The 11,850-nt window shown below is 67.0% G+C and carries 9 protein-coding genes; 2 read left to right on the forward strand and 7 right to left on the reverse strand.

What is annotated here, in order from left to right; translation table 11 throughout:
* Positions 1 to 68: 68 nt before the first annotated feature.
* Together HMPREF3067_RS10095 and HMPREF3067_RS10100 are read right to left on the reverse strand one after the other, a co-directional pair.
* A complete protein-coding gene (locus tag HMPREF3067_RS10095; RefSeq protein WP_246819299.1) occupies positions 69 to 1,796 on the reverse strand; it encodes an alpha/beta-hydrolase family protein in 1,728 nt (575 codons plus the stop codon).
* The gene (locus tag HMPREF3067_RS10100) at positions 1,772 to 3,571 is read right to left on the reverse strand and encodes an ABC-F family ATP-binding cassette domain-containing protein (RefSeq protein WP_070769594.1); all 1,800 of its coding nucleotides are present in this window, start codon (positions 3,569 to 3,571) and stop codon (positions 1,772 to 1,774) included. The genes HMPREF3067_RS10095 and HMPREF3067_RS10100 overlap by 25 nt, the downstream gene beginning before the upstream one ends.
* Before the next feature lie 76 nt (positions 3,572 to 3,647).
* Here HMPREF3067_RS10100 and HMPREF3067_RS10105 point away from each other — a divergent pair, with 76 nt between their 5' ends.
* On the forward strand, positions 3,648 to 4,967 hold the full coding sequence (locus HMPREF3067_RS10105) for a hypothetical protein (protein ID WP_070769595.1): 1,320 nt from the start codon (positions 3,648 to 3,650) through the stop codon (positions 4,965 to 4,967).
* Here the strand turns inward: HMPREF3067_RS10105 and HMPREF3067_RS10110 are convergent.
* From HMPREF3067_RS10110 to HMPREF3067_RS10125, 4 genes are all read right to left on the reverse strand, one after another.
* On the reverse strand, positions 4,964 to 5,944 hold the full coding sequence (locus HMPREF3067_RS10110) for a 4-(cytidine 5'-diphospho)-2-C-methyl-D-erythritol kinase (protein ID WP_070769596.1): 981 nt from the start codon (positions 5,942 to 5,944) through the stop codon (positions 4,964 to 4,966). The genes HMPREF3067_RS10105 and HMPREF3067_RS10110 overlap by 4 nt on opposite strands.
* Positions 5,944 to 6,822: a 16S rRNA (adenine(1518)-N(6)/adenine(1519)-N(6))-dimethyltransferase RsmA gene (gene rsmA, locus HMPREF3067_RS10115; protein ID WP_070769597.1), complete on the reverse strand. Its 879-nt coding sequence runs from the start codon at positions 6,820 to 6,822 to the stop codon at positions 5,944 to 5,946. The genes HMPREF3067_RS10110 and rsmA overlap by 1 nt, the downstream gene beginning before the upstream one ends.
* Positions 6,823 to 6,856: 34 nt before the next feature.
* Complete coding sequence (locus HMPREF3067_RS10120) at positions 6,857 to 8,005, reverse strand: resuscitation-promoting factor (RefSeq protein WP_070769598.1); 1,149 nt, start codon at positions 8,003 to 8,005, stop codon at positions 6,857 to 6,859.
* A gap of 275 nt (positions 8,006 to 8,280) precedes the next feature.
* A complete protein-coding gene (locus HMPREF3067_RS10125) occupies positions 8,281 to 9,102 on the reverse strand; it encodes a TatD family hydrolase (RefSeq protein WP_070769599.1) in 822 nt (273 codons plus the stop codon).
* 69 nt (positions 9,103 to 9,171) lie between these two features.
* Here HMPREF3067_RS10125 and HMPREF3067_RS10130 point away from each other — a divergent pair, with 69 nt between their 5' ends.
* Positions 9,172 to 9,678, forward strand: a complete 507-nt coding sequence (locus HMPREF3067_RS10130) for a GNAT family N-acetyltransferase (protein ID WP_246819300.1) — start codon at positions 9,172 to 9,174, stop codon at positions 9,676 to 9,678.
* 106 nt (positions 9,679 to 9,784) lie between these two features.
* On the opposite strand, the gene metG is transcribed toward HMPREF3067_RS10130, so the two are convergent.
* Positions 9,785 to 11,617: a methionine--tRNA ligase gene (gene metG, locus HMPREF3067_RS10135; protein ID WP_070769600.1), complete on the reverse strand. Its 1,833-nt coding sequence runs from the start codon at positions 11,615 to 11,617 to the stop codon at positions 9,785 to 9,787.
* Between the last annotated feature and the right edge of the window lie 233 nt (positions 11,618 to 11,850).

Genomic DNA, 11,850 nt, shown 5'->3' on the forward strand with positions numbered 1-11,850 from the left:
TCGCCACGCAAGCCGACCCGTGGCGGCGGATCGATACAGCTTTGTAATCCTTTGCGCCTTAGTGGCCGCTAGTACTTGTCGACGCCAAGCTCAGCGAACTGCCGGTGCAGTTCCTCCGAGTCGCGCTGGGCGGCAAGTTCCGGGCCGGCGATGGAAACGAAGCCGTCGATGACGGACTCGCCGTAGTTGTGGCCGGCGCCGTCAGGGACGTTCTTCGCGCCCGGCAGGTCCGCGGCGACCTGCAGGGAGGTAATCACCGGGAACCAGGACATCGCGGAGTCGCGGCTGGCCTGCGTGTCCTCACTCATCCAGTCGGGCTCGCGCCAGGTCAGGCCCGGCGACCACCAGCTGACCGGGTCCGAGGTGTGCTGGATATACAGCATGCGGGTCGGCCCCCACTCCTGCTCCGGCAGGCTGGCCCACTCGCGGGCCTGGGCGCTGCTGGTGGCGAAACGCACCACCAGGCCGCCGGCATAGACCGGGTTGATCTCCGTGGTGCCGGGGTCGCGGCGCTCGACAAACTGGGTGCGCAGCCGGTTGAAGTGCGGCGGGCCGGTCAGCAGGATGCCGTCGACAGAGTTGGCAATGTCGCGGAGCCCGGAAAACGCCGCCTCGATGCCTGTGGTGCCCAGCGACTCGCCGTAGAGGTAGAGCCGCGGGCGGTCCTGCCGCGGCAGCGTGTTCCACCAGTCGACAATCGGGGTGATGAATTCCTGCCCGGCATGCTCGACCTGCTCGCCGCCGGCTAGGAAGTGGAAGGCCGAGGGCATAGCCGAGTACTGCGCGGCGACCACGGCGGTGTCCCCGCCGTAGAGCAGCTCGAAGCCCTGGGCGGAGTACGACGAGATCCAGCCCGTGCCCGTGGTCATCACCAGCAGGATGGCCTCGCGCTCGGTGGCGTTGGTCCGCTCCAGTTCTTCGATGAGCAGGCGGGCGCGCTCCGTATTCGTCGCACCGTTGCCCAGGCCAGCATAAGCGCGGATGGGTTCTTTCGCCGGGCGCCCGGTCACCCGCTCGAGTTCTGCTCGCGAGGCCCCGGCGTTTAAAAAACGCGATCCCTGCAGCCCCACCCCGTCGAAATCGATGACGGAGTCGGGCGAGCCGGAGCGCTCCGGGTTGGCCGGTGGGTGCGTGGCCGGATCGGGGTCGGCGTTCTGGGCGGTGAAGATCTTCTCCCCGGCGCGCACGATGACATCTGGGACCACGCTGTCGAGCAGGTAGATACCGAGTACGGCCACCACCCCAGCAGCAACCATCTGGCGGCGGCGCCGCGGCCAGTTGCCCGGGATCGCCTTTCCCAGCGCGCGGACCAGGTTTCGCAGCCCGCGGGCCACGATGACTAGCGCGGTGAACACGGCCAGCGCCACCGGCAGGACCAGCAGGTACTTAGGCAGGCTGAGCGCCGGCACTGAGAAGTTATCGGCGACGTCGCGCTGCCACCGCACCGAGTAGAAGGTCACCGTCAGCACCCAGATGCCCAGCACGGCGTAGAAGGCGTAGGCGGTGAAGGTCCGTTGCCGCGGCGACCACGTCTCCGCGTCGAGCCAGCGGTAGCGCGGCGCGAGGTAGTGCCTCACGATCCGGGTCCACAGCCACTCGAGGCCGAGCCCCACCAGGTAGCCCAGGCCAGCCGCCAGGCCGCAGATAAGCCCCTGGTAGTACCAGGTGCGCGGCAGGATGGACGGGGTCAGCCCGATAACGAAGAAGATCGCGGCGGCCAGCGCGCCCCAGGCGTTGAGCAGGGAGAAGACGTCGCGCGCGTGGTCTAATGCTACGCTTCCAGCTTTTCTCCCCATTCCAACCATTCCATTTCCAAATCCTCGCGCTGCTGCCGGTGCCCCTTCAGTGTCGCATCCAGCGCCGTCAGCCGCTCAGTATCGACCTGTTCCGCGGCCTCGGCCATCTCCTGGTTGACCTGGTCTATCTGCTGGTCCAGCTTGGTGATCTTGCGCTCGAGCGCGTTCATCTTCTTGGTGATGGTGCGCTCCTCGGCCTGCGACAGGCCTTTCTTCTCTGGCGCCGGAGACTCGTCTTCGCCCAGGTTGATGACCCCGCGCTCGGCGGCAGCTTCCTGCTCGGCGCGGCGGCGCAGATACTCGTCGATGCCGCCGGGCAGGTGCGTGAGCTTCCCGTCCCCGAAGAGGGCATAGGCGTTGTCGGCGATGCGCTCGATGAGATAGCGGTCGTGGGAGATGACCACGAGGGTGCCCGGCCAGGAGTCCAGCAGAGACTCCAGCTCCTGGAGGGTGTCGATGTCCAGGTCGTTGGTCGGCTCGTCCAGCAACAGAATGTTCGGCTCCGCCATGAGCACGCGGGTTAGCTGCAGGCGGCGGCGCTCGCCGCCAGAGAGATCCCCGACCGGGGTGCGCTGGCGCTTCGGGCTAAAGCCCAGGCGCTCGGACAGCTGCGAAGCGGACAGTTCCTTCTTGCCCAGCTGGACGTAGGTGGCCACGTCTTCGACGGCGTCGATGAGCCGGCGCTGCAGGTCCAGATCGTCGAGTTCCTGGCGCAGCCAGCCCAGCCGCACGGTCTGGCCTTCGATGCGCTTGCCGGCAGCCAACTCATAGTCGCCAGCCAACGCGCGCAGCAGGGTGGTCTTGCCGGAGCCGTTGACGCCCACCAGGCCGATTCGCTCGCCCGGGGCCAGGCGCCACGTGAAGTGATCGAGCAGCACGCGCCCGTCCGGGGCGGCGATGGTCGCGTCCTCGAGCTCGATGACCACGCGCCCCTGGCGCTGCTTGGAAAAGCTCATCAGCTCGACCTTGTCGCGTGGGGCGGGCACGTCGGCGATCAGCGCCTCGGCCGCCTCGACGCGGTAGCGCGGCTTCGAGGTGCGCGCGGGCGCGCCGCGGCGCAGCCAGGCCAGCTCCTTGCGCGCCAGGTTGCGGCGGCGCTGCTCCAACGCGTCGGCCTGCCGGGCCCGCTCCGCCCGCGCGAAGGTCCAGTCGTTGTAGCCACCTTCGTAGACATCGACGGTCGCGTCGTGGACCTCCCAGGTCAGCGTGGCCACCGTGTCCAGGAACCAGCGGTCGTGGGTAACCACGATGAGCGCCAGCTTGCGCGCCAGAAGGTGCTGCGCCAGCCACTGCACGCCCTCGACGTCGAGGTGGTTGGTCGGCTCGTCCAAAACCACAAGGTCCAGGTCCTTGACCAGGGCCGCGGCCAGGCTCACGCGGCGCTTCTCCCCGCCGGAGAGCTGCCCGACGGGGGTCTCCAGGCCCAGCTCGGCGATGCCCAGCCCCGACAGCACGTCGCGCACCTTCGCGTTCGAGGCCCACTCGTAGGTCTCCAGGCCCAGCGGGGCCACGACGCAGTCGGCAATGGTCAGCTGCTCGTCCAGTTCGAAGCGCTGGGTCACCACCGCCATGCGCAGATCGTTGGCGTGGCTGACCCGCCCCGCGTCCGGCTCCGCGATGCCGCTCAAGACCTCCAGCAGGGTCGTCTTACCCCCGCCGTTGACCCCGACGATGCCGATGCGGTCGCCCGTCTGCACGCCCAGCGACACCCCGTCGAGCAGGTTTTTCAGGCCGTAGGACTTGCTGACTTGTTCCAAGTTTAAAAGGTTCGCCATAACAGCCCACCATCTTACTTCGCCGCCCGCCACACCCCTTATTGCAGTTGAATTCGCTTTGCAATACGCTTTCGGTATGCAGAAATCGACTATTCGCACCCTTGCCGCTTTAACCGCCGCCGGACTGTTGGTCACCGGCTGTTCCCGCCCCGACGACAGCGCCGAGTCGCAGCCTTCCGAGGCCGGGCACTCCGCGGCCGAACATTCTGAGGCCGGGCACTCCGAGCACGAGCACCACCACGACGGGGTCGAGGCCGCCGCCGGCCAAGAAGAGGTCGCCCAGCTGCCGGGCCGCATCCTGCTCAGCACCGACGACGAGCTCGTCAGCCTAGACGCCAAGACCGGCGAGGAAATCGGCCGCGACGAGGCCTCCGGCTTCAAGCGCCTGAACCCCGCCGGCGACGGACGCCACGCCCTGGTCACCCGCGGCGACAAGTTCCAGGCCTTCGACATGGGGCTCATCCGCCAGGCCCACGGCGATCACTTCCACTACTTCGTCCAGGACCCCGCGCTTAGCGATGCCACCTTCGACGGCCTCCCCCACGCCGGCCACGTGGTCAGCCACGACGGCTACACGGCGCTCTTCTCCGACGGCGACGGTACGGCCAAGATCTACAAAACCGACGACATGGTCGCCGACGGTACCGCCGCCGACCCCGTCAACACCGTCGATACCGGCGCCCCGCACCACGGAGTGGCTGTGCCGCTAAAGGACGGCTCCGTGGTGGTCACCAAGGGCACCGAGGACGAGCGCCACACCATCGTGCACCTAGACGCCGACGGCAAGAAGCTCGCCGAGACCACCGAGTGCCCCGGCGTGCACGGCGAGGCCGCCGCTCAGAACGGCAATATTGTCTTCGGCTGTGAGGACGGCCCCGTCGTCTTCGACGGCTCCGACTTCCACAAGGTCGACGTCTCCGCGTTCGCCGGCAAGGACGGCTACCAGCGCTCCGGCAACGCCGCCGGCTCGGAAGAATCCAACATCATCCTGGCCGACAACAAGACCGACGCTAACGCCGAGCACGAGCGCCCCACCTCCGTGGCACTCATCAACGCCGAGGATCGCACCGCCCGCACCGTCGACCTGGATGGCAGCTACTGGTTCCGCTCCCTGGCTCGCGGCCCGCTCGGCGAGGGGCTGGTGCTGACCACCGACGGCAAGCTCAACGTCATCGACCCGGATTCGGCCGAGGTCACCGACAGCATCGAGGCGATTTCTCCGTGGACCGAAAACGAGGAATGGCAGGTCCCCGGCCCTATCCTGAAGGCGGCGAACGGCTACGCGTATGTCACCGACGCCAACCAGAAGGAGCTGGTCATCATCGACTTGTTCAAGAAGGAAGTCGTCAAGCGCGTGGAGCTGGAGACCCCGGTCACGGAGATGGAAGTCCTCTAATCCTCCGCGCCTGCCGCCTCCACTAGGTGCGCCCCGCGGGCGGGCCCGCGCGCTACGAGTCCCCGCGTGCCGGGGATTTCCGTGGTTACTTCCCCCATCACGTCGGCCGCGGCCTCCGGGTCCGCGCACAGGAAAGCGCACGTGGGCCCCGAGCCCGAGACGATGCCCGCCAGCGCGCCCGCGGATTCACCCACCCGCAGCGTCTGGCGCAGGTCCGGGCGCAGGCTCAGCGCCGCCGGCTGCAGGTCATTCGCCAGCACCTCAGCGAGCGCCTCCGGCGTCCCGCGCAGCAGCGCCTGCGCGACCGGCTGCGAATCTAGGCGCGGGGTGCCGCCCTGCCCAGCTGCGCGGAGCCGGTCCAACTCCCCGAAGACCGCCGGGGTCGACAAACCTTCCGCAGAGGTAATAAGCGCCCAGCAGTAAGAGCTGCGCGTGAGCATCTCCGCGAGCCTCTCTCCCCGGCCCGTGCCCAACGCCGTGCCGCCCATCAGGGTAAACGGCACGTCCGACCCCAGCTCTTCGGCCACCTGATACAGCTCCGTCTCGCCCAGCCCGGGCCGCCCGCTCACCCGTGCAAAGGCCTCGTTGGCCGCCCGCAGCGCCGCGGCCGCGTCCGCCGAGCCGCCGGCCATCCCACCGGCCGCCGGAATCCCCTTGCTCAGCCCGATATAAACGCCGGGCAGCTCGCCTACCCCACGATCCCGAAAGCCACGCGCGACCATCTCCACGGCCCGCCACGCCAGGTTCTGCTCATCGGCCGGAACCCCGTGGGCGTAAGAGCCAGCAATGTCCATGCCCACCACGGTCGGCTCTCCCGCCCGCACGATCCCGCGGGTTTTCAATTCCACGACGTCGTGGATATCCAGGGCCTGAAACACACTGACCAGCTCGTGGTAGCCATCCTCGCGCGCATCACCGACGCCCAGGTGCAGGTTCACCTTGGCGTGCGCGAGCGCCCGCACCGCGTAGTCACCCATTAGTTCGCCTCTCTTGTCTGCCCGGCGATGCCCGCTAGCCGGGCGAAGTCTTCCACCCCGAGTTTCTCGCCGCGCTGGCGCGGATCGATACCCGCCGCCCGCAGTGCCTCTTCCGCCGCGTTGGCTGACCCGAAGTGCCCGGACAGGCTGGCGCGGAGCGTTTTGCGGCGCTGGGCGAAGGCGGCATCGACAACCGGCCAGAGCTTCGCGCGGGCCTCTTCCGTGACCGGCCAGGGCGCCTGGACCGGGCGGTAGCAATCGATGCGCACCAGGCCGGATTCAATATTCGGCGCGGGCCAAAACACGTTGCGCCCAATGGTCCCAGCCTGCCGCACCTTCCCGTAAAAGGAGGCCTTCACGCTGGGCACGCCGTAAATCTTGCTGCCGGGCTGCGCCGCCAGCCGCTGGGCGACCTCCAGCTGGACCATGACCAGCACGCGCTCGATGGACGGGTAGGCCGCGAGCAGGTGCAACAGCACTGGCACCGCGACGTTGTACGGCAGGTTGGCTACCAGCGCGGTCGGCTCCCCCAGCTCGCCCGCGGTGATTTTCAGCGCGTCTTTTTCCACCACGGCGAGCTTCGCCGCGCTGGCGGGATCGCGCTCGGCGACGGTCTTCGGCAGCTGCCCGGCCAGGCGCGGATCAATCTCCACGGCGGTGACCTGGGCGGCCTTCCCCACCAGCCCGAGCGTCAGCGAGCCCAGGCCCGGGCCAACCTCAATGACCCGATCGGCTGGGCCGACCCCTGCGGCGGCGACGATCCGGCGGATGGTGTTCGGATCCAACAGGAAATTCTGCCCCCACTTCTTGGTGGGGGTTACCTCCAGCTGCTGCGCCAGCTGGCGGATTTCTTGCGGGCCCAGGAGGGTGTCACTCATGGGCACCCATCTTAGTCCATGCCCGCGGCGGTTTTTAGCGCAGACCCATCTTGGCGGTGCACGCTGGCCAGGCACCCCAGCCCTGCGATGCCTGCACGCGCTCTGCGACCGCAATCTGCTGCTCGCGGGTGGCCTGCCAGGCCTCCGGTGCGTATTCGGTGCCGCCGTGGCCCGCCCAGGTGGACGGGGTGAACTGCAGGCCGCCGGAGAAGCCGTTGCCGGTGTTGATGTTCCAGTCGCCGCCGGCCTCGCACTGCACGAGGGAGTCCCAGACCGAGCCGCCGGCCACGGCCGGGGCGGAAGCCGCCTTCTTGGTACCGCGGGCGACCACGGCAGCGGTCGGCTCCTTGTGGACCTCTTCCTTGATGACGTCCTTGGACTCTTCCTTGCCGTTCTTGGTCACCACGCGGAAGGTCTTGGTGCGCTCGCCCGGGGCGCCCTCCTCGCGGACCTCCTCGGTGCCCTCCTCGAGCTCCGGATCGTCGACGTAGTTCGGCTCGGCTTCGAATTCTTCGGTGACGTCGAATTCGTCGGTGGAGATCTTGTCGACGGTAATCTCCATGCCCTCGGTCAGCGCCTCGTCGACGCTCGGGGTGACCTGGTCGTCCTTGTCGACCTCGATGCCGCGGTCCTTCAGCACGTCGCCTACGGTCTTAGCCGCGATCTTGGTGTAGGTGATCGTGCCGCCGTCGCTAATACGGACGATCTTCGGGCTGACAACCTCCAGCGACATGTTCTCGGTGACCTTGTCGGAGGCGTTGGCCTCGGAGCCGCCGGCCAGAATGGCCGCGCCCGGGGCGATGTTTTCCAGCTGGCCGACCAGGTCCTCAACGGTCAGGGCGGTCGAGGACAGCTTCTGCTGCGCACCATCGACGGTCACGGCGACCGGCTTCGCGGTGCGCACGGTGATGGTGTCCCCGCCGCGCAGATCCTCGGACGGCGCCGGGTAGACCACGTCCTCGTCGCCGACCTGGATGCCGGCGCTGTCCAGCGCACCATCGACGTCCTTGGCGAAGGTAGCCAGCGCGACCTCTTCCCCGTTGACGTCGACGGTGACGTCCTTCTGGGCGCCGACGGCTACGACGCCGCCGACGGCCAGGGTACCCAGCACGCCGCCGGTGGCGATGCGCAGGGGCAGGGAACGGGTGTTGTTGATGCGCTTAATCTGGTGGGAAGTAGTCATCGAACTCTAAACTCTCTGAGCTTTCTTCTGCTGGGGACACGGCTGGTTCTACCCATGGTGTTATCCACGTGGGTGCGCCCTAGCCGCACGCGGTTCACGCAACTCGCGTGCCGGCGGCCTCGGCGTCAACTTTTAATAACAGTACGATAACAGCCCAGCTCAGTCGAGAACTAAACGGACACAGTCTCCCCAGCGCCACCAACTACCACTGCATTCACAGCCACCACCGACTACCTGCGAAAACAACCCGTGTGAAGATCGCCACACTTTAGGCTTTAAGCCAGCCCGTAGACCGCGTCGAAGGTCGCCGAGACCTCTTCTGCCAGCTCCTCGACGCGCATGCCGCGCGCCTGCGCCACGCACGCCGCGGTGTGGCCGATAAAGGCCGGCTCGTTGCGGGACCCGCGGTAGGGCTCCGGCGTCATATACGGCGCGTCCGTCTCAATCAGCAGCTGGCCGGCCGGGGCGAGCGCGGCGGCCTGGCGCATCTCCTCGTTGCGCTTGAAGGTCACGTTGCCCGCGAACGAGAGGATATAGCCGCGCTCGATGGCCTCCTTGGCCACGTCCAGCGGCGAGGAAAAACAGTGCAGCATGGTGCGCGGCGGGGCGGGGGCATGGGCAAGCACGCGGAGCAAGTCTGCGTCCGCCTCGCGGTTGTGGATCATCAGCGTCTTGCCGGTCTCCGCCGCCAGGTCGATGTGCCAGCGCAGCGCCTCCTCCTGGACCTCCAGGGAGGCGGTGTCTTCCGGGCTGTGCTTAATCCAGTAGGTGTCCAGGCCGGTCTCCCCGATGGCCACGCAGCGCGGATCCGCAGCCATTACGCGCAGCTTCTCGCGGGCGGGCGCGTCCAGCTCCTGGGCGCGGGTGGGGTGGATGGCGCAAGCGGCGTAAACGTCCGGGAACTCCTGAGCGGTGCGCAGCGCGGCGGCCGCCTCATCCAGACCATCACCCACCGTGCACAGCTTCTCCACACCGGCGGCGCGGGCGCGCTCAACAAGCTCAGCGGCCTCGCCGGTCGACGCCAAGTGGGTGTGGGCATCCACCAGGTGCGGGATAAATTCAGCAGGTTGCGGGGCCGGGCGCTTCTTTTTCGACATGGCGCCATTATAGGCGGGGTACTGTCTCTTAACGGAACAACCGTAGTAGAGACTAAGGAGCCGAAAACCTTGGCAGATTTCCAGATTCGCCGCGCCACAGCCGACGATGCCGACGCCATCGCCGACATCTTCAACGCCGGCACCAACGCCAGCCCGGCCAACAACCTCGTTACCTGGCAGGAATCCGGCACCGACCGCGCCAAGTGGATAGCCGACCTGGACGCCGACGGCTACCCCGTTTTCGTCGCCACCGACGACAGCGGCGTTATCGGTTTCGCCGCCTACTTCCAGTTCGTCATCCCGGGCATCTACTACGGCACCGTCGAGGACACCATCTACCTCTCCCCCGCCGCCACCGGGCGCGGGGTCGGCACCGCGTTGCTCAGCGCCGTCGTTGAGCACGCCAGCACGAACCCCTACGTGCACACGATGATCACCTACATCGTTGACACGAACGAGGCCTCCCTGGCGCTGCACCGCAAGCTCGGATTCGAGGAGACCGGCCGCATGCCGAATATTCACACCAAGAACGACCAGCGCCTGGGCCTGGTGCACCTGCAGCGCCACTTCAAATAGAAAAGACCCCCGCTGGCATCTAGCGGGGGTCTTCGGGGTGCGCGCCTATTTTCTAGTCGCGCGATTTTCTGGCCCGGTTATTTCTGGCCTGTTAATTCTGGCCCTGCTACTTCTGGACCGGCGCCCACTCCGGGCCGGTCTCGCCGAGCTCCGGATCCAGCTTGGCAATGAGCGGCTTCGGCTTAGTCAGCGCGGTGCCCGGTTCGACGTCCACGCGGGTCCAGGTGGCCTGCTGCTGGTCGTAATCGCCCGTGATGATGGGGTACGTGTGCCCCTGCGGGGGCAGGCCCACGCCGACTAGCTCGACCGGCAGGTCGTCAGCAACCTCCTCGATGCGCGGTTCCGCCGCCCAGACGCCGCTGCGCCCCAGGGTCTCGTGGACCTGCTGGGCGATGTGCGGCAGGAAAGGGGTGAGCATGACGTTGCAGTCGGAAACGACCTGCAGGGCCGTCCACAGGACCGTCGCCAGGCGCTCGCGCTGGCTGTCGTCCTTGGCCAGCTTCCACGGCTCCTGGTCGGCGATGTAGGCGTTGGCCTCGCCGACGACGTGCATGGCCGCCGTGATGGCCACCTTGAACTTGGAGTGCTCCAGGGCCTCCGCGACGGTGGCGAAGGACTCCTCCGCCAGCTGCAGGATCTTCTTGTCGGCTTCGTTCAGGCTGGCCGGGGCCGGTACCTCGCCGAAGTTCTTGTGCGCCATCGAGACCGTGCGGTTAACCAGGTTGCCCCAGCCGTTGGCCAGCTCGTTGTTGATGCGGCGAACGAACTCGTCCCAGGTGAAGTCCGTGTCCGTGTTCTCCGGGCCGGCGACCGCGATGAAATAGCGCAGCGGGTCCGGACCGAATTCCTGCAGGAAGTCCTTGACGTAGATGACCACGCCCTTCGACGAGGAAAACTTCGAGCCGGACATCGTGAGGAACTCCGAGGAGACGATCTCCGTCGGCAGATTCAGCTCGCCCAGCGCGTGCTGCTCGCCGCCCTTGGCCCCGCGGCCGGCATAGCCCAGCAGCTCGGCCGGCCAGATCTGGGAGTGGAAGGTGATGTTGTCCTTGCCCTGGAAGTAGTAGTGACGCGCCTCCGGGTTCTGCCAGTAGTCCTTCCACGCCTCCGGGTTGCCGGTGCGGTGGGCCCACTCGATGGAGGCAGACAGGTAGCCGATAACCGCGTCGAACCACACGTAGAGCTTCTTGGCGGAGTTTTCCTCCCAGCCCTCGACCGGGATCGGGATGCCCCAGTCGATGTCGCGGGTCATTGCGCGCGGGCGGATGTCTTTCAGCAGGTTCAGGGAGAACTTCAACACGTTGGGGCGCCAGTCCTCGCGGGTGGACAGCCACTCGCGCAGCGCGTCGGCCAGCGACGGCAGGTCCAGCAGGAAGTGCTCCGTGTCGATGAACTCGGGTGCCTCGCCGTTGATCTTGGACACCGGGTTAATCAGGTCGGCCGGGTCCAGCTGGTTGCCGCAGTTGTCGCACTGGTCACCGCGGGCATCGTCAGCACCGCAGATGGGGCAGGTGCCCTCGATGTAGCGGTCCGGCAGGGTGCGGCCCGTCGACGGGGAGATCGCACCCTTGGTGGTCTCCTTGATCATGTAGCCGTTGGCGTAGAGGCCCTTGAACAGCTCCTGGACCACCGCGTAGTGGTTGCGGGTGGTGGTGCGGGTGAACAGGTCGTAGGACAGGCCCAAGCCCGCCAAGTCTTCGGCGATCTGCCGGTTGTAGCGGTCGGCCAGCTCGCGGACCGAGATGCCCTCCTTGTCGGCCTGCACCAGCAGCGGCGTGCCGTGCTCGTCCGTGCCGGAGACCATCAGCACGTTGCGGCCGCGCATTCGCTGGTAGCGCGCGAACACATCCGAGGGGACGCCGAACCCTGCCACGTGTCCGATATGGCGGGGGCCGTTGGCATACGGCCAGGCAACGTTTACAACTACCGACTCAGTCATGCCTACTAGCCTATCGAATTCCACCCGGGCCTCCTACTTCAGTCCCACGCTTAACGATGCCTACTTGGGTACATTGCCCCAATTCTCGCCTTTTGGGCAGCTCGTGCCGAGGAAATGGCCGTTTTCGACCTGTGGATAGTTTGAGCAGGATGGTTAGACTCCCCCGAGTTATCCACAGATCGGGTCTTCGGCCCTTGTAGGGGTTGACGCGTGCTTCTAGCGTGTGAGTCATG

The sequence above is a fragment of the Corynebacterium sp. HMSC04H06 genome (genome assembly GCF_001815935.1).
GTDB lineage: Bacteria > Actinomycetota > Actinomycetes > Mycobacteriales > Mycobacteriaceae > Corynebacterium.

What these genes read in the sequence shown, in the direction of transcription:
- HMPREF3067_RS10105 (WP_070769595.1), top strand. Translation starts at nt 3,648, where the DNA reads ATGCAGAAATCGACTATTCGCACCCTTGCCGCTTTAACCGCCGCCGGA.
- HMPREF3067_RS10120 (WP_070769598.1), bottom strand. Translation starts at nt 8,005, where the DNA reads ATGACTACTTCCCACCAGATTAAGCGCATCAACAACACCCGTTCCCTG.
- metG (WP_070769600.1), bottom strand. Translation starts at nt 11,617, where the DNA reads ATGACTGAGTCGGTAGTTGTAAACGTTGCCTGGCCGTATGCCAACGGC.
- HMPREF3067_RS10095 (WP_246819299.1), bottom strand. Translation starts at nt 1,796, where the DNA reads ATGGGGAGAAAAGCTGGAAGCGTAGCATTAGACCACGCGCGCGACGTC.
- HMPREF3067_RS10125 (WP_070769599.1), bottom strand. Translation starts at nt 9,102, where the DNA reads ATGTCGAAAAAGAAGCGCCCGGCCCCGCAACCTGCTGAATTTATCCCG.
- rsmA (WP_070769597.1), bottom strand. Translation starts at nt 6,822, where the DNA reads ATGAGTGACACCCTCCTGGGCCCGCAAGAAATCCGCCAGCTGGCGCAG.
- HMPREF3067_RS10100 (WP_070769594.1), bottom strand. Translation starts at nt 3,571, where the DNA reads ATGGCGAACCTTTTAAACTTGGAACAAGTCAGCAAGTCCTACGGCCTG.
- HMPREF3067_RS10110 (WP_070769596.1), bottom strand. Translation starts at nt 5,944, where the DNA reads ATGGGTGACTACGCGGTGCGGGCGCTCGCGCACGCCAAGGTGAACCTG.